Consider the following 17566-nt stretch of genomic DNA (forward strand, 5'->3'; position numbering starts at 1 on the left):
CTCCGCTAAAATAGATGCTTAGGGCAAATTAAAAAAATAAGGGTTATGCCTCGCGCAGGCTCTGCGCAGGTTCAATATGGATCGCGCGCCAGGCACCGATACCGGCAACCAGCGTCGCCACAACCAGCGTCAGTAAGAGGGCGATAAGGCCGTGTAAGGGCGTTATCTTGCAAATCATCTGACCGGTGGCCTGGCTTGTGGACAGCGCCCGGTTAAATATCTGGCTGGCTAAAAAATAGATGCCAAAACCGCCGATATAGGCCATCAGGCTGAGCAAAGCGCCCTGACTAATGACGTAAACGCCTACGGCTGGTCGCGTGAAGCCCAGCAGACGAAGTACAGCAATATGCTTACGTTTACGATCGACATTGGCGATAAACGAGCCGATTAACGAGGCGATACAGCCAATGAGCGCGGTGATGGCGATCGTGTTAAAGATGATGCCCAACACACGGTTAATGCTTTTTACATTCTCAATATCCGCCAGCCGACTGGTGGTTTCGATGCGTTGGGCGCGCAAATCGCGTTCAAGGCTGGCGACATGGTCAATATCGCGTGCGTACAACCTTGCGCGGGCGTAGCGCGGCGCGTTACCGTTAAGCTGAGCGCCGCTGGCGACCCCTAACGCTGTTACCGCATAGCCATCGCGAAAATGTTCAAGAGCCATTAATAACGCAGGGCGGGTAAAGATAGCGGGGCGATTAAAATAGGTGGCTGGCAAAATCCCCACCACGGTCACGCGCTTACGTCCCCATTCGCGGCGTTCATCGAGCATACGACTCACGCGTAGCGTGAGCGTATCACCGGTTTTCACCGCCAGCTTGCGTGCCGCTTCCTGAGTAATAACAACTTCATGGTCATGATGGAGCACCTGCGTGCCGAGCAAAGGATCGCCAGCCTCTGTCGGAATGACTTCCGCATTTTCAATAAAATGTGTGCTGTCCGTCTGCAAGTCAGTCAGCGTATTGAGCGAGCGCGTTTGCCCGATGGCGAAGCCGACATCAGGCCGCTGCCGTAGCTGCGTGATCCAGTGCTGATCGTAGCTTCCGCTGCTCAACATGCGGATCTCCAGATTGCGGGGATCGTTGGCCAGATCGTTTTGTAACTGGTTCACAATGCCAAAGCGCAGGCCAAAAAGGAGCAGTAAAGGGGCGATGACCGCAACAAGAGAGGAGACGATGCAAAAAGAGATGATGCGATCGTGCCACAGGTCTTGCATTGCAAGGCGACCGAGCAGTCTTGCACGATTAAAGGACAAAGTAAGTACCTCCCCGTTCGCTCTGTGATGACGCCGTCAGCGATTCTGGCTGCGCAGCTAAACAGGGTAAATTGAAGTGTTTGACCAGAGGCCAGTCATGGCAAACGACCAGCGCCATCATGTCTTCCTGACGGACTAGTTCGATAAACAGGCTAAATAATTTCTGGGCATTGTAGGGATCGAGCGCCGCCGTCGGTTCATCTGCCAGTACCAGCGCCGGGCGATGTAATATCGCGCGCGCAAAAGCGGTGCGCTGCCGTTCGCCAAAGGAGAGCTGGGTAGGATATTTTGCCAGTAGTGGCGACAGTTTTAGCGTGTCGATGACCCTATCCAGCATGGTGCTGTCAGGGCGGGCTCCCAGCAGCTGGCACGGCAAGAGAATATTATCTTTGACGTTCAGGTAGGGAAGGAGGCCACCGTTTTGTAATACAAAGCCAAGTTCGCGTGCCCGAATCGCAGCGAGTGTATTATGTCGCTCGCCCAGAAGCAACGCGGCAATATCCTGCTGCTGTGTCCCTTTGCTGAGCGTGTAACGCCCAATTTTGCTGGGATGCAACACTAAACCAATGGCTTCCAGAAGCGTGCTTTTACCGCAGCCGCTTTCACCCGTTACCGCCACCACCTCGCCTGGCCGCAGCGAAAGCTGCGGCAGGTAAACACGGTGAGCCTGATGATCCTGACCACGAACCACGCACAAGTCTTCAATGTGCAGCATCAGGGCATCATTTCCAGTGGGATGGGATACACGCGATCGCGCGGATCGCTACCTTGCGCCAGCTCGACCCAGCGGTCGACATCTGCATTATATTTTTGATAGTGACGCAGCTTGGATGACAGTGTGCGGATAAATTTCTCCTGTGACAGCCCATCCCAGCTTTTCCACGTTTCTTCATCGAGATTCAGCACATCGCTTTTGTAGGGAAGATCGGCCAGATACTCGCCCAGCACGCCAAGATCGCCGATGCTCGCGCTGTCTTGCTGTTTCAACTGGTTAGGATCGGTCCCCATTGTTGCCGCAACGGTGCGCAGTTGTTCAAACATCTTAGTGGGCGAGATCATCCCTTCATTAGCGGCTTTCAGAATCTGGCTGACGGCATCGCTTAAATCGCTCAGCTGTCCCTTGGTTAAGAGCACGCGAACATCTGTTGTGGGGATGTTCTGCTTAATCAGATCGCGATCGCTAATCCAGGCCTGGAACACCAGCGGGGCCTGGGTGCTGTTGCGTTTGCCCAAATAGGCTAACTGCATCGCATGCCCGATTAACGCCGTATCCTGGAGCAATTTCTGCTCCGCCGTGAGCTTTTGCCCCTCATCTTTGGCATACAGCGCGCTGCCAATGGCGGCATCCCCCATATAGGCGGCTTTCACCTGTTCCGTAATGGCTGACGCCAGGGCATCAACCTGCTGACCGAACATTTTGATATCGCCTGCATTCACCGCCTGATAAAGGTTAGATTGCGTGCTATCAAAATTGGAGAGATCGCGGTACTGGCTCTCGGCTTTGGTATGGTTTGCTTTGCCGCTGGCGGTTTTCAGGTGCAACGTATAAATAGCAATGCCGCGGTTACCGGCTTCCAGACGGAGCTGGCTGGCATCAAGGCCGGTTCCTGAAAGTTTATTGCTGCCCTCAATCGCGCCAGCATCGGTAATCAGCACCATATAGCGGGCGCCGAATGGACTCCAGTCAATGTCATCAATAGCTGATAACACGCCGGAATAGGCATCCTCGTCGTATAAAGAGCTTGAGACCTTCGCTTCTTTAAGATCGGCGACTTTCTGCAGAAAATCCGCGCCGTCCTTGACCTGGTTAGGGTCGGCGAAAATGCGGGTGTTATATTCAAGTCCCGGTACGGCTTTGGTATTTGAACGATAAGAGACCAAACCAAACTTGACCTGCCCATCCAGATGCTCTTGTTTAATTTTGTCGTAGATCTTATTGACCGCCTCTTTAGTGCGCTCAATATACGGCCCCATTGAAATGGTTGAATCGATAACGAACACCACCGAAGCGTTAAAGCCTTTCAACTGGTTTACGTCGTTATCTTGTTTTGCCGCTGCGTTATCATCCGCCTTGCTGACGGAGGCCACGTTGAGCAGGCGCGTATAGAAGCCATCTTCGGTCATGACCTCTTCGCCGCTCAGGATTGGCAGCAGATAAAATTGCTTTTGCAGATCGACAAAATATTCCGGCTCCTGGGCCTGAATACCTTCAGCGTGGCCGTCACGCTTCAATTTGGCGCGCAGCGGCGCCACCAGAGAGACAGGATCGGGGGCAGAAAGAATGTTATCCAGACTTTCTTTCTCTTTGAAAAAGAGTAACCGATCGCGGTTGGCCGGGTTGGTAAACGCCAGCGTCAGCTGCATTTTCCAGTCTACGGTACAGGATTTCGGCAACCAGCCAAGGGTTTTGCCATAGCTATCCGGCCCGACTTTAAGCCAGCTTTGCCCCTTAGCCTCTTCCTTTTGATAAACATAAAGGCTGCTAAAGGCAGGCTGAAGCTGCCCATTTTCATCCCCGGCGTTGTCGCTAAGCTTACAGCCTGGCGTCGTCAGGATGCGCTGGTATAGCGTTTTCTTCCCTTCCTGAAGCAGCGGTTTATCGCCCTCGGCGGCAAAGAGGTGCCCGCTGAACAACAGGCCGCATAAGGGCAGCGCCAGACGGCAAAAAAAAGTCCGGGTCATTTTGCTAGCTCCTCAAGGCGCTGCTTAGCCGTTTGGTTCTCGGGTTCTGATTGCAGTACCGTTTCGTACCAATAGGCCGCGGTATCTTTATCCGCCTCTTTGAAACATTCGCTTGCCTGATGGTATTTCGGATCGTACTCACCGGCGTAAATCAGGGCGATTTTGGTATCGCCGCCCTGCGCGCGATTTGCGTACAGGCGCTGGGCGACGCCGCATTTCTTCGCCTCTTTCGCTGACTGGATAATGGCCAGCAGTTTATCGCTATCGAGTTTTTCCTGAACGCACGTCTGCACGAATTCAAGCTCGCTCAGCGTGTCTAAACTCTGTGCGGAACAGCCAGCCGGGGCTTTAGGCTCGGTGTTCGTCGCTTCAGGGGCGGCGGCGGCGGGGGCTTGCTGAGCTTGTACCGCCGGGACCACCTCCTGACCTTTGTCCCGGCCCATGAACCACCAAAGCGCGCCAGCAATCACCACTAAAAGCAGGATGGCGGCGATGATGAGCGGGAGGCGGGAAGCCGCAGGTTTTTGTTGCGGCTGCGGCTCGGCATGAATGGTCGGCGCAATGGTTTCAGATTCTGCGACGGGCGCTTCTACGATGGCCGCTGGTGCGGAGTCGGTTTCTGGGGTTGCCAGCATACTGCTGCTGCTGTAATTACCCGTCGCGCCCCTGGCTTCAGAAGAGAGCAACTCATCACGCACCAATTGGAGGGTGGTATTGCGCACTTCTCCTGAAGCCAGCTTGATCTGAATCTGGACCTGGCTTGCGTTTGCCAGCAAAGGGTCAAGTAGAGTAGGGCCGATACGAAAGCCGCTGCCGTTGGCCAGGGAGTAACCGCCGTTGACAGTAAACCAGTGCTGTGCAGGGCTCCAGCTGCCATCGGGCTGCAGATAGTTCTGCTCGTTATTACAAAGCGTAAAGGTCAGATCGGGCAGCACCGCAGTTTCGCCGCGCAGGCGAACCATCAATTGTGCGGTACCCGGCTCTGCCGGTTGGCAGGCGATGATTTTAGCTAGCATGGCATGTTCTCTTGTTTCAATTGGCTGATAATTTGACCAAGTTGGCGATTATGTTCGACGGAAATATCGCGCGTGGCGCTATGACCAGCGTTATCAAGTACGACGCTCATCAGGGCGGATAGCCAGTCTCCCAGATAAGAGACACCCGGCTGCGGCGCAACGGCGGCGAGCTGCGGCAGCTCGTCGTTCATCAGCGGTTTCTGGCGCAGGAAGACTTTATTTTTCTCGCCAACATAGCTGTTGGGCACCTTTTCAGGCGGTAGAGTGAGATAACCAAACCAGGCGATAAAATCACGCATAGTCAGTTGGGCGCGCAGAACCTGGCGTGCCATAAGATGTTCACGCCGCGTACCCGCTTGCTCCTGACCCGCCAGCGCGCGTTTCAGCGTGCCTTCCAGATCGAGGCGCGTGGCTGCGGTGATCAATTCTTCGCTGAGATGATTAATCAGTTCGCTGTTCATCCCCAACTGACGCCACTGCGGCGCTTGCTGCGGCAGTTCACGCAAATGCGCGACCCAGGCTTTAAACGCCTGATGGGCGAAATCATCGTCCTGGCCGACTCTTTCCTGGGCAGTTGACGCTGGCGCGTCAACCACGGCGATTTCAGCCGGTGCGTCGGCGAAGGGATCGCTGCCAAACGGGTTATCACCGAAGGGGTTGTTGCCAAATGGGCTGGCGGTAAACGCGTTTGCCGCCAGGCTGTCGCCATCGTTTGACGGTTCCGGGTTGCGGTCGCGAATGCTTAAATAGATGTTATTAAGCTCCTGCGTCGGCAGATCCAGACGATTAATTAGCTCTCCCATACTGTGGGAGCAGGCGGACAGCCCCTGCCATAGCTCTTTCGCGATGGCCTGTTTTTTCACGAGCTGCCCGTCGCCGTCTTTTTCGTACCAGCGGCCCAGGCGGCGATTGCCGGTCTCCTCGCGACACTGCTCAAGTTGTTGCTGCAAACGTGCCAGCTTGAATTCCAGATGCGCGACGCCGCGCAGCGCTTTGGTTAAGCGTCCCATGCCGCCATCGTTGAGCTCGAGCATCGCGTGCCAGGCTTTGCTCGGCTCGGTGACGTGTTGCAGCACGTTTTTAGCGCTAATGAAGGTGCTGCCCATTTCGTCGAGCTTCTGGCGATAGCGCTCGGTGATGCACGCTTCCTTGTTTCGCTCCTGTTCTGTACCGTCTTTTAGGTCGATGAACGGATTATCCAGCCCCGGTTTTCGCACCAGGAAACAGTTATTAAACGCCTGGCCGGGCGCCCATTGCTGCAGCCAATCATATTGGGCGAAACGCTCCAGCAAGGTCATGTGCAGCATACCTTCCCAGCCTTCTTTTAACTGTTCGGTGGTGAGTTGCAGACTGCTGTTGATGCGCATATCGCACATGGTGATGGCCCAGAACAGCCCAGGGTTACGGCCCTGACGTTCTTCGGCGCTTTTACCCTGCGTTTTTTCTACCCAGCGGTTTAATACCGGACCAACGTCAGCAACATCGCTCTGTTTGGCGGAGCTGGCGCACACGACCAGCGCGTTCATCTCCTGATTATCGGTGTAACGTTCAAACAGATAGGCGACTTTACCGCGCAGCAGAAGCTGGCAAATGGGATTAAGCCCCTCTCTACCGGCCTCTTCCAGTGCGGTAATTTTAAGACGCCCGCGATACCCAGGGAAGTCAAGCAGATCGACCTGCTCCACGACGCTGTCGGCCTCGACTTCCGCTAACGGGAAGATAAGCTCGGTGGTTAACGCTGCCAGTTCCGCCTGGGTTAAGCTGGCGCTGCCGATTTGCTGCTCCTCTTTCCAGTAGCGGATCTCCACGTGGCGATCCTGGCTGGAGCCTAGCCGGTTAAGGCTGTCGACGTTCATAATGCTGCCATTACTGTGATCGATAAGCGTCTCCAGCGGGGCGAACACCGTCCGGGCATGATTGAGTTTGGTCAGCACATTGGCTAATGAACGATAGGTCTCGGTGAGGGCCGGCAGTTCTCCCCACAATAAAGAAAATAGCTCTGCGCGTTCACCAGGACTCAGCGCAGGGGCAATTTTCAACACCTGCGGCCAATAGGCGTGTTCAAGTTTTTCAACCGATTTTCTGAACGAGGCGTTCAGGTAATCCCATAAGGCAACCACATCTTCCTGGCTCACGCCGTTATAGCTTTTTGCTTGTGTGGCGCGTTGCAGGAAGGGGCGCAGTCGCTCTTCAACCCTGGCTTCATCAAGTTGAAAGCTCAGCTGCTCGTGGTTGAAATCATTAAACCAGGCGTTTGCCAGAATTTTGGCCAGATCGATTTCACTGAACAGGCGCAGAGGCACAGGATAGCCCGCAGGCGCGGCGGGGGCCTGGCGGGTGAAGCGGGTGACCAGGCCGGTGGCCTCTTTACCGCCGCCGACGGGATTCACTTCTTTGATAAAGTCGACGCGCCGTTCGCCATAAAGGGCTTCCAGTGAACCATTGCTGCCAGCTGCCAATGCGGAGATGAGATAGGATTTCCCGGCCTGAGAAATGCCGAAAAAACCGACGGTCATTGGCGTTCTGGCGACCAACGTCAGGCTATTGGCCTGGTTACGCGTGCGGAGCAAGCTAAGGTTGAGTTTATCCGCCTCGTTGTCGAGGCGACGTGAACCGGAACGCACTGCATCAACCCAGCCAAGTGCGTCCTGACAGCCCTGAGCGATAGCTGCCCAACCCTGAGTGAGAGATTTTTGATCGCTATTCATTATTTTTTAACACTCCCGCTATCGAGCCAGTGTCGGCTATCAATGAGCCCCGTATCGGGCATAGTATTGAGTTCCAGATCTACATCACGCTTGCTGAATGACTTATCGGTGTTGCTGGTGATATCCGCAATCATCAGCCGATCGCTGATTAAGCCCAGTTGGCGCGCCCGTTTGCCTTTGTCGATAGCCAGTCTCACTTTCAGGTACGGTGAACCGTTATCCACGGAGAAGGCGGCGGAAAACTTCTTACGGCCTTCTTCGCTAAAACGTAAGGTATAAAGCGGTGCGGCGGCCCAACGTTCGGCATCCAGTTGACGATAACCCAGCCGCAAATCGCCACGCATGATGATACTTTGCGTGGTGTTCTCGCCATTTTCGTCGGTGAATGTCGGCAGTTTTATCTGCCCGTTCTCCGATTCGATATGGCGATAAACGATATCGGCACTGCGAATCAGGTTATCCATATCAATGGTGCCAATATGGCGAATCGTTGAGTAAGGCTTCAGCGCCGAGGTACGGAAATGGAAGTTAGGAATGCTGTGATTTGCGCACAGTTGCGTGAGCATCGCGCCAACGGAGGCGGTGCTCTTCGGATCGTCGATATGGCCATTTTTATGGAACGGATACCAGGTGCCGGTCTGATAACCGTGCAGCGGTAAAATACGCCCCGGCGGCAACGGCAGGTTGCGACGGATAATTGCCTGAATGCCCGGCAGCTGCGAAGGGCGGCCCGTCAGCAGTAGCAGGTCGCAATGATAATAGCTCAGCACTTCGCACAGCGCGGTTAGCACTTTATCAATGTTGAACTTACCCGAGCACAAATCGTTATGCACTCTGGCGAGCGGCAGAGTGAGCATTACCTCCGCCAGTTTGAAATCGGTCGGACCACCAGCTTTTTGTACTTCGCGGCGAACAAAGCTCTCGACTTCATCACGCAGAGAACCTACCGGCAGTAGATCGCCGACACGTTGGTTAATCACGATATGCGTTTGCTCGTCCAGCGGATCGAATTGCTCGTATTTACCCAGAATGTGCAACGCGAGGGGAACGAAGAGTTGCAGGGTGAGCTGCTGGCGCAGCACGGATTCCGCCGCGCTAATATTTTGCGAGCCGCACAGTTGAGACATCAGCGTCTCAACGGATATGACCCCCGTTTCACGCAGCGCCTGCTCAAAGGCTGGAAGCACATAGGACTGGATGACATCCAGCAGAATATCGTCGCCGGCAATTTTAAAACTGTCGCGAAAACGCTGCTGCGGGATGATATGGACGTTAGCGCCGCCCCCACTATGACCATTGCGATCGAGATGATAATCGGTGATGACCAGATCGGTGGTGCCGCCGCCGATATCGATAGATGCGATGGATATTCTTTCACGTTGCGTGCTGTCGGGTCGGCTAAGGGCGTCGAAAAACGACTCCGGGTGACCGGCAAAGTTTTGGTTTATCTCGGTGTAGAGATAAACCAACTGCGCGCAGGACGCTTCATCCCACTCGACCCTGATTTTCGGCAGCGGAATTTTAATGTTTGTCTGACTATGATCTTCTTGCTCATCCTCATAAGGATCGTTTTCGCCGTTGTGCCAGCGTAGCGCTTTCCAGACTAAACCGACCGCCTGACGCATACGGTCATCCAGTACGCAACGTTCAGCCATCGGCATACCGGGCGGCACGGTCAGAATAATATGGCGTAGCTGACGCGGAATACCTGCGTGTCCCTGACGTATGCGTTGTTCCGGGCTATTAATCTGACTAATCGCCTGGGTTAATACTTCCGCGAGCATAAAGGTCATCAGCGAGCTGCGGGAATAGCGTGGCGTAAAGACCGGGATGCGATCCATCTCATCTTCGATGGTGTGTAACGCCTCGCCCCGTTCATCGATCAGATTCGCGAACGGCGCAGCGGTGGCGAGTGGATTACTGTCCTGCACGTAGCTACCGTTGAATCGCCAGCCCTGACCGTAATATTTTTCATCCCAAAGATAACGTTTAGGGCTGGAGAGGCCGGTTGAACCTTCGCTGCCTTTTCGGCGCGCCGCTAAACGACCCGCTTCTCCGCCGATACGAGCGATCGTCGGCCACTGGAAGGCATCGTGGCGGCCGCTACGCACCGAGCAGTGATCTTTGCCGAAGAAGGCCTGTGAAAATTCGACCCGGCTTTCAAAGGGTTCGGTATAAACATGTTCCGGCGCGCTAAGATCGCGCAATTTGAGCACATAGTTGTGCTGCATACCTGAACCTGATTGCCCATGATCTTCAATGAGAATACCGCAGGTGCGTGAGTTACCGACATCGAGGATCAAATCAACGGGAATAGGCTTGATAGCGTTAGTTTCCCGATTGGCGATGACCCTGAACTGCGGCAATTCAATGATGGGGGCGGTCTGACTTTGCAAACCTTCGACGGGAATCGCCATCAGTGAAAGAAGGTTAAGGTAGTGCGCCAGCGGATACTGCTGGTTAAGCTCCTGCTCGCGTTCGTCGATATCCCGGCCTTTGCTCGCCTCTTTAAATACCTCTTTCAGCCAGTCGACAATCCACTCTTGCGTGAGATACCAGTTGAGGGCATAGGTGGCTGTCGCCACCGCAAAGGTTGCCCCGGCATTGACATCTTCCTGGTTCGGGCTGAGGTCGGCGGCGGCCTGCTGTTTGGCCATTACGCGAGTATCGATAGCCAACGTCATTCGATGGCTATGCCCATCCATATCAGGCTTGTCCAGCTTGACGATACGAAAACGCGCCCAGTTTAGCGGCCCTTCCTGATAGACGTCAGGCGGGCTGAAACGGAGTAGGGGAAGCGGCAACCATGTCCCGTCAAACAGCTTAAGACTCTGCTCAACGGGAATATCGTACTGGCTTTTAGCCTTCTCGATATTTGCCGGGCTGGGCTGATAAAAATAGTAATCACGCTGTTCGTTGTAGATTAAACGGGTCAATACGCCATTGGCTAATTTAACAAATTCACCGGCGGGCAAACGTCCTGGAGACAAACCAAAATCCATAAACTGGATCCCGGAGTCGCCTACCAGGGTTACTTGACGATCAAAAGATACAATCTCGGGCAACATAGTTATCTCGTCCCTGTTCAGGAATTAGGTTGAAGCATACGAATCGGGAAGGTTTTTTCCCCATCGTTGCTGCCAATACAATCGGCATGACCCGCGGAAGGTGATTTGCACTCGATGGTCGGCACAATAAAGTTTGAGCCATCGCTGCAGGTCATTTGCTCAGGGTTGGTAATGTTGAGCGCCCCCTGCTGCACGTTACCGTTGGCTGGGCCACGGCACGTTACGCCGCTGGACTGGCGGACGCTGACGGTGCCGTTGCCCTGGTCAAAATTATATTGCAGCTGGAGCGGGCGTCCGGTGTGCTTGTCCTGAATACCGCCATTCACGCGCCATTCGCCGTTAAGAAACTTCGCCGGGCCGTCCGGCAGGGTGGCCGGGAGGGTTAACGGTTCGCCCTGCGGCGCAACGAGCGGCGGGGCGGTTACCGGAGTCACGCCCGGAGGCGTCTGCTCGTCGTGGGTATCCTGTACGCCGGGCGGCAGTGGCGGTTCTACGCTGGCTTCATTTGCGTTAGCCGGCGGCGGCGTCGCATCGCCGTCTACCGCTCTGTCAGATGTGTCGGCAGGCATCGCGGGCACCGTTGAATCCAGCGCAGGATGCGCGTCCGCGGTTGACCCTTCCACAATGCCGGGTACGGCGCGAGCGCCAACGGCGGTTTCTGACCCCCTGATCGCCACGTCATGGGTGCTGGTGGCCGGGTGCGTAGCCACAGGTTCAGCGGTGACCGTGGTTTTATCCGCAGAAAGACCAGGGAGGCCCGGCAGGGAAAGAGAAGGAGCGCAGCCGCGGAGCAGCCCTAACAGCAGCGCCAGCAGCAGTAACGCCAAAAGTAGCCATAGCAACCAACGCCAGCGCCAGCGGCGCGTTCGAACATCAACAAAGGGCGCGGGAGCGGGTTCGACGGTTTTTTCCGTGGCGCTGGCCTGCGGCGGAACGGCCGCGAGGGCGGCGGCGGGAACGGACGATGAACTCAGCCAATGCATCGGGTGACGTTGTTCCCCTTCCGGGTGGACAAACCCCCAAAAGGTGATCACCAGCGTTCCATTAACGAGATAGACAAACTCATAATCGGGGAAATGGGTCACAGATTTAAGCAACTGGGCAAAGACCCGACGATCGCCGCCGGTTCCGCTTTGCTCCGCGTTGAGCAACTGTTCGCTTAGTGACTGCACTGCCATTTGAAACGCATTAAATTGCTGGCGCGCCGATTCTCGCTCCGCTTCGCTTGCGCCGCTCCACGGGATAACATCGCCGGGAAAACTGCTGTACCAGTCGGTTCTGTCACCGCCCTGATCGTTTTGCGGGATAGCCAGATGACGGGCCAGATCGCGCCCTGCATCAAGACGATAGATGGCTTCGCGTAGCTGGAAGGCCATCTTGAAAACAGGATAGCCCGTTTCACCCAGCGCCTTGAATGAAGAGTTATTTCCGGTACGAAGTAGTGGTCCCTGAATCGAATTTCGCATTATCTAACCCTTAAAGGCTGTAATTTGACTAAAGCCACAGTGGTGCAGGCTAATTTTTGGTCGCGCCGGGCGTCCATTTGAAACCCCAGCCATAGTGCTTATCCATCGACTCGCGGTCGGGGAAGAAACGGTCAAGGCGTTCAACCTGAATATTGCCATCGACATTTTTGAGCCTGGCGATGGCGGCGACATTATTACGCTGGTCGCTATCCGTGAGCATGGATGTAATCGGCTGCTGTTCGGGGACATAGAGGGTGACGGAGGCGTTTGTCCCTTGCCAGTTATCGGTGCCAGCGTATATGAAGCTATAAATCAGCACCTCATCAATGTCCTGCCAGTGGCTGCCGTTGACGAAAAGCCATTCGCCATCCACGTCATTGCCTTCACGCAGATCTTCCTGCAGCAGCAGATACGGTGGCTGGTCATAGTTGCCGGGCAAATGACTCAGCGCCTCAGCGCCGCTGATTTCACCGTTTTTTAAGCGCACAAAGGCGGCAATATCGAGATCGACAGGCTCTTTGTGGTCCCCCTGCTTCCACTGCAGATTGATTTTTATCCGGCCAAAATCCTGACGTTTCTCAAGCTTCACGCTGGGATTGGTGTCAGTTAATTCGGTATGGGTTGGTGTAACAACGGGGAGCGTCACGGCCGGGCGATGTGTAAACCACCACCAGACACCGACGAGTAGGAGCAGCAGTAGCAATAATGCCAGCCAAGGAAGAAAACCGCGGCACCAGGGGATAACCACTACCGTATGGAGGGGCGCCGCTGTGCTGGCTGTGGCCCAATTGACCAACACCGGTTCGCCGCCGACGCTATAGCCGTCGAGGTGGTGTGATTGGGTGAGTAGCGTTTGCAACGCATGTGCTGACTTATCTTCGCCGCGCGCGGCCAGCTGGCTGATTAACCCCGCCAGAATGTCCTGATATTGCTGACGTTTATTCTCAACAGTCAGCCGTTCGGCGTCATTCAGTGCGGAAAAAGGTTTAGCCAGCCCCTGACGTGCTGTCCACCACTCCAGGCGTCCTTCGGCATTGCGACGCGCGGTGGCATACAGCAGCGCCAGTGAAGGGGGAAGATGACGATGTATGATACCGACCGTCTCTTCATAGGTTGTCAGCGTTGCTTCATGAATCGGCGCGGCAGTTGTTAATCGTTGCATAAGCAAATCATTATTGTTGTGGGTGATATGCATGAGCTGTGTATCATCGCATCTCAGACAGCCGGAACGTTTTCTGCGCTTTTAGCGGAGCGTATTTGCTTCTTCGAGAACTTTTATTTTGTGCTTGGCTTCGGCGACCTTTTTCTCAATCGCTGAAATTTCGCTGGCGCTCGTTGCCGTTTGTGACTGGCGCTGCAGCTCCTGCAATTTGGCAATTTCCTGCTGGCGTTCGCGGCTTTGAATCTTGCTTGATTTCAGTTTTGCGAGAGTCTGCGACAGATCCGAACGCACGGCATTTAGCCTTGCTTGTTCATCTGCCAGCTTTTGATTTAAGGTCTGCTGTCTGTTTTGGGTATAATCCTGCTGTTGCTTGGCCGATTCATTTTGATATTGGCTCAGGCGAACCTGCTGTTCTTTTTGATCAACCTGCTGACGATAACCACCCGACGTGGCGCAGCTCAGTTTGGTAATAAAGCTTGGATCTTGTGCGTGTAAATCACAGTCCTGGGGAGACGTAGTACAACCCGTAAGGACAAGGGCGGCAAGAAGTGCGTATTTTCTCATCAAATAATCCATCATTAGCGTCGAATAACGCTGCTTTAAGCAGTCTTAAACCGGCCGATAATGCTATCGGCCGAAAGGGTTAACCAAGGGAGATCGCCTGGCGCTGTTCATACAGCTCGTTGGTTTCTTGTTCCAGAGCAGCAATCTTGCTATTGAGATTGGCATATTCTTTGTTCAAATTTGCCAGCTTGCTTTTCTCTGCACTTGTGGTGGTCGTTTGACCTTGTAAAGCGACCTTATAGGCAGATTCTTTATCCTTCATGCCTTTCATGGTCTCTTTCATCTTGCTGATGTTGGCATCAATTTGCGCCAGCTGGGTTTTCGCACCGGCTTTATCAAATCCAGCTTTATCTTTTTGGATGCTGATTTTGGTTAAGGTGGCCTGGTTTTCGCTAATAACTTGTTTCATCGCCAGCGTCGATTTTTCAACCGCTGCGGTATCTTTGCTGATGTCGTTATCCATTGCCTGCAGACGATCGGCGGTGGAGGCATAATCTTTTTTCAGTCCGTCAAGATAGTAGTTAGCGGTCATACCTGCAGCACAGCCAGCAGCGCCACCAATTGCAGCGCCGGCAAGCGCTTTCTTCGAGTCACCTGCTAGCGCCCCTACTAACGCGCCGAGAGCTGCGCCGGATACGGCGCCTACGCCACAACCTTGTGCACCAGAAGCGCTAAAGAACTGTGATTGTTCTGTGGTGGTAAGGCGAGGATCCGGCTTTGTCCCAGACAGGAGAGAGCTTCCGGTATTGGCACAGCCTCCAAGTAACAATGCTGCGGAAATCACGATGCATGTGGTAGTTCGGTTAAATGTATTCACAATCTTTTTCCTTAAAAATAATTAAGTAACGACAAGCAAGCTGTATCAACTAAAAATTTAGAATTAGTAATGATTTTGTCCGACATTACTGATTATTGTATTAGTTATAAGATGTCAAAAGAGCTATTCAAAGAGTATTTAAATAATAAGCAATAAATTAATTGCAATGCGTTATTATGTGTTCGTAGGTATCCCGCACTGACAGCTTATGCAATTTTGTGTTTTCGTATCACTTTATGTTGGCCTTGCTGCTGAAACACATCTTTTTCAAAAATAATCGACATTTTCGAATTCGTAGGCCTTACCATGAAACATGGGAGGATATCTCCACATAAAATATACATTCCGTGAATATATCTCAACGTCAGAAATTTTTCCAGTGTGTACAATTAGAATGTTGATTCAACTGATTAATCTTTATTAAATACACTAAAGCTCATGCCAGAAATGCCGATAAATCACATGTGTGCTGTTGTCTTTGTTTGTGAAGTAGGTAGGGTTACAGTTCTTGTTTTCACTGATGTAATCTGTATTTGATATCTTAATGTAATGTAGTTTTTTATTAATTGCAGTGTTTTGTGTATGCGTGGAAGGATGAGTGTACGTAAAGTGGCTAGCTAGAATGTTAATGGATACCTTGAAATATACTTTTGGGAGAGAGGGGTAATTTAAGATGCATTAGACTAGCCCCATAGATCGCCAGACACTTCGCCTCTCTGAATCGCCACGGGTTTAACAGACACCTCAGAGTCATTTAAGATGGCTTAAAGAGAGGTGCCCATGAGCGGTAAGCGTTATCCCGAAGAGTTTAAAATTGAAGCAGTCAAACAGGTTGTTGATCGTGGTTATTCTGTTTCCAGCGTTGCAACACGTCTCGATATCACCACCCACAGCCTTTACGCCTGGATAAAGAAGTACGGTCCGGATTCCTCCACTCATAAAGAACAGTCAGATGCTCAGGCCGAGATCCGGCGTCTCCAGAAAGAGCTGAAGCGGGTTACTGACGAACGGGACATATTAAAAAAAGCCGCGGCGTACTTCGCAAAACTGTCCGACTGAGGTACGCCTTTATCCGTGACAACGCCCGTTGCTGGCCTGTTCGCCTGCTCTGTCGGGTGCTGGATGTTCATCCCAGTGGCTTTTACGCATGGCTTCAGCAGCCGCATTCACAACGCCATCGGGCAGACCTGAGACTGACAGGACAGATTAAACAGTTCTGGCTGGAATCGGGATGCGTCTATGGTTATCGCAAGATCCATCTGGATCTGCGGGACAGCGGGCAACAGTGCGGAGTCAACAGAGTCTGGCGACTGATGAAACGTGTCGGGATAAAGGCTCAGGTCGGATACCGGAGCCCGCGGGCACGTAAAGGCGAGGCCAGTATTGTGTCGCCCAACAGGCTCCAGCGACAGTTCAATCCGGATGCTCCGGATGAGCGTTGGGTAACCGACATAACCTATATCAGGACCCACGAAGGCTGGCTGTATCTTGCTGTGGTTGTTGATCTGTTCTCACGCAAAATTATCGGCTGATCCATGCAATCCCGGATGACAAAGGACATTGTCCTGAACGCACTGCTGATGGCTGTATGGCGGCGTAATCCCCAAAAACAGGTGCTGGTTCATTCGGATCAGGGCAGTCAGTACACAAGCCATGAGTGGCAGTCGTTCCTGAAATCACACGGACTGGAGGGCAGCATGAGCCGTCGCGGTAACTGCCACGATAATGCGGTTGCAGAAAGCTTTTTCCAGTTGTTGAAACGCGAACGGATAAAGAAAAAGATCTACGGAACACGGGAGGAAGCCCGCAGCGATATTTTTGATTACATCGAAATGTTTTATAACAGTAAGCGTCGGCATGGTTCTAGCGATCAGATGTCACCGACAGAATATGAAAACCAGTATTATCAACGGCTCGGAAGTGTCTAGATTATCCGTGGCGATTCACTCTTAAAATAAGAGGTAGTCTTAGACCTATTGGATTTGCCCCTATATTTCCAGACACCTGTTATCACTTAACCCATTACTGGCCCGCTGCCGCAGATATTCCCGTGGCGAGCGATAACCCAGCGCACTATGCGGATGCCATTCGTTATAATGCTCGAACGCCGGTAATGACTCCAACTTACTGATAGTGTTTTATGTTCAGATAATGCCCGATGACCTTGTCATGCAGCTCCACCGATTTTGAGAACGACAGTGACTTCCGTCCCAGCCTTGCCAGATGTTGTCTCAGATTCAGGTTATGTCGCTCAATGCGCTGAGTGTAACGCTTGCTGATAACGTGCAGCTTTCCCTTCAGGCGTGATTCATACAGCGGCCAGCCATCCGTCATCCATACCACGACCTCAAAGGCCGACAGCAGGCTCAGAAGACGCTCCAGTGTGGCCAGAGTGCGTTCACCGAAGACGTGCGCCACAACCGTCCTCCGTATCCTGTCATACGCGTAAAACAGCCAGCGCTGACGTGATTTAGCACCGACGTAGCCCCACTTTTCGTCCATTTCAGCGCAGACAATCACATCACTGCCCGGTTGTATGCGCGAGGTTACCGACTGCGGCCTGAGTTTTTTAAGTGACGTAAAACCGTGTTGAGGCCAACGCCCATAATGCGTGCACTGGCGCGACATCCGACGCCATTCATGGCCATATCAATGATTTTCTGGTGCGTACCGGGCTGAGAGGCGGTGTAAGTGAACTGTAGTTGCCATGTTTTACGGCAATGAGAGCAGAGATAGCGCTGATGTCCGGCAGTGCTTTTGCCGTTACGCACCACGCCTTCAGTAGCGGAGCAGGAAGGACATCTGATGGAAATGGAAGCCACGCA

Annotated in this window: 11 protein-coding genes and 2 pseudogenes; 1 reads left to right on the forward strand and 12 read right to left on the reverse strand. The window is 53.3% G+C overall.

Annotation, left to right across the window (positions count from 1 at the left end; genetic code table 11):
* Positions 1-43: 43 nt before the first annotated feature.
* From ET34_RS0109430 to ET34_RS0109475, 10 genes are all read right to left on the reverse strand, one after another.
* On the reverse strand, positions 44-1258 hold the full coding sequence (locus ET34_RS0109430; protein WP_025999345.1) for an ABC transporter permease: 1215 nt from the start codon (positions 1256-1258) through the stop codon (positions 44-46).
* On the reverse strand, positions 1248-1973 hold the full coding sequence (locus tag ET34_RS0109435; protein WP_031521485.1) for an ABC transporter ATP-binding protein: 726 nt from the start codon (positions 1971-1973) through the stop codon (positions 1248-1250). Before ET34_RS0109435 ends, ET34_RS0109430 begins: the two co-directional genes overlap by 11 nt.
* Positions 1973-3940 carry a vWA domain-containing protein gene (locus ET34_RS0109440; protein ID WP_017901259.1) on the reverse strand — a complete coding sequence of 656 codons (1968 nt, stop codon included), beginning with the start codon at positions 3938-3940 and terminating at the stop codon, positions 1973-1975. The genes ET34_RS0109435 and ET34_RS0109440 overlap by 1 nt, the downstream gene beginning before the upstream one ends.
* Positions 3937-4956 (reverse strand): hypothetical protein, encoded by a 1020-nt coding sequence (locus ET34_RS0109445; protein ID WP_017901258.1) that lies wholly within the window; start codon positions 4954-4956, stop codon positions 3937-3939. The genes ET34_RS0109440 and ET34_RS0109445 overlap by 4 nt, the downstream gene beginning before the upstream one ends.
* Complete coding sequence (locus tag ET34_RS0109450; protein WP_031521487.1) at positions 4950-7664, reverse strand: putative virulence factor; 2715 nt, start codon at positions 7662-7664, stop codon at positions 4950-4952. Before ET34_RS0109450 ends, ET34_RS0109445 begins: the two co-directional genes overlap by 7 nt.
* Positions 7664-10732, reverse strand: a complete 3069-nt coding sequence (locus ET34_RS0109455) for a virulence factor SrfB (RefSeq protein ID WP_023288355.1) — start codon at positions 10730-10732, stop codon at positions 7664-7666. The genes ET34_RS0109450 and ET34_RS0109455 overlap by 1 nt, the downstream gene beginning before the upstream one ends.
* Positions 10733-10749: 17 nt before the next feature.
* A complete protein-coding gene (locus ET34_RS0109460) occupies positions 10750-12198 on the reverse strand; it encodes an SrfA family protein (protein WP_031521490.1) in 1449 nt (482 codons plus the stop codon).
* A 49-nt stretch (positions 12199-12247) separates the two neighbouring features.
* Positions 12248-13393, reverse strand: a complete 1146-nt coding sequence (locus tag ET34_RS0109465) for a hypothetical protein (RefSeq protein ID WP_017901254.1) — start codon at positions 13391-13393, stop codon at positions 12248-12250.
* Positions 13394-13441: 48 nt separating this feature from the next.
* Positions 13442-13924 (reverse strand): hypothetical protein, encoded by a 483-nt coding sequence (locus ET34_RS0109470; RefSeq protein WP_031521492.1) that lies wholly within the window; start codon positions 13922-13924, stop codon positions 13442-13444.
* Positions 13925-14003: 79 nt separating this feature from the next.
* Positions 14004-14741, reverse strand: coding sequence for a glycine zipper domain-containing protein (locus tag ET34_RS0109475; protein ID WP_031521493.1), 738 nt, complete (start codon positions 14739-14741; stop codon positions 14004-14006).
* Positions 14742-15521: 780 nt separating this feature from the next.
* On the opposite strand from ET34_RS0109475, the pseudogene ET34_RS20935 reads away from it, so the two are divergent.
* Positions 15522-16669 (forward strand): annotated as a pseudogene (locus tag ET34_RS20935) (IS3 family transposase).
* A gap of 60 nt (positions 16670-16729) precedes the next feature.
* Here the strand turns inward: ET34_RS20935 and ET34_RS22950 are convergent.
* Positions 16730-16849, reverse strand: a pseudogene (locus tag ET34_RS22950) (integrase core domain-containing protein); the annotation flags it as partial.
* Between the two features lie 16 nt (positions 16850-16865).
* Positions 16866-17563, reverse strand: a protein-coding gene (locus tag ET34_RS0109490; protein ID WP_236633837.1) for an IS1 family transposase whose coding sequence is annotated in 2 segments (ribosomal slippage) — positions 16866-17314 and positions 17314-17563 — 699 coding nt in all. Because the reading frame shifts where the segments join, the coding sequence is not laid out codon by codon here.
* Between the last annotated feature and the right edge of the window lie 3 nt (positions 17564-17566).

It is taken from the genome of Siccibacter colletis, from assembly GCF_000696575.1.
GTDB lineage: Bacteria > Pseudomonadota > Gammaproteobacteria > Enterobacterales > Enterobacteriaceae > Siccibacter > Siccibacter colletis.

Excerpts from the sequence above, each read along its gene's own strand:
- ET34_RS0109435 (WP_031521485.1), bottom strand. The coding sequence starts at position 1,973 with ATGCTGCACATTGAAGACTTGTGCGTGGTTCGTGGTCAGGATCATCAG.
- ET34_RS0109440 (WP_017901259.1), bottom strand. The coding sequence starts at position 3,940 with ATGACCCGGACTTTTTTTTGCCGTCTGGCGCTGCCCTTATGCGGCCTG.
- ET34_RS0109445 (WP_017901258.1), bottom strand. The coding sequence starts at position 4,956 with ATGCTAGCTAAAATCATCGCCTGCCAACCGGCAGAGCCGGGTACCGCA.
- ET34_RS0109450 (WP_031521487.1), bottom strand. The coding sequence starts at position 7,664 with ATGAATAGCGATCAAAAATCTCTCACTCAGGGTTGGGCAGCTATCGCT.
- ET34_RS0109455 (WP_023288355.1), bottom strand. The coding sequence starts at position 10,732 with ATGTTGCCCGAGATTGTATCTTTTGATCGTCAAGTAACCCTGGTAGGC.
- ET34_RS0109460 (WP_031521490.1), bottom strand. The coding sequence starts at position 12,198 with ATGCGAAATTCGATTCAGGGACCACTACTTCGTACCGGAAATAACTCT.
- ET34_RS0109465 (WP_017901254.1), bottom strand. The coding sequence starts at position 13,393 with ATGCATATCACCCACAACAATAATGATTTGCTTATGCAACGATTAACA.
- ET34_RS0109470 (WP_031521492.1), bottom strand. The coding sequence starts at position 13,924 with ATGAGAAAATACGCACTTCTTGCCGCCCTTGTCCTTACGGGTTGTACT.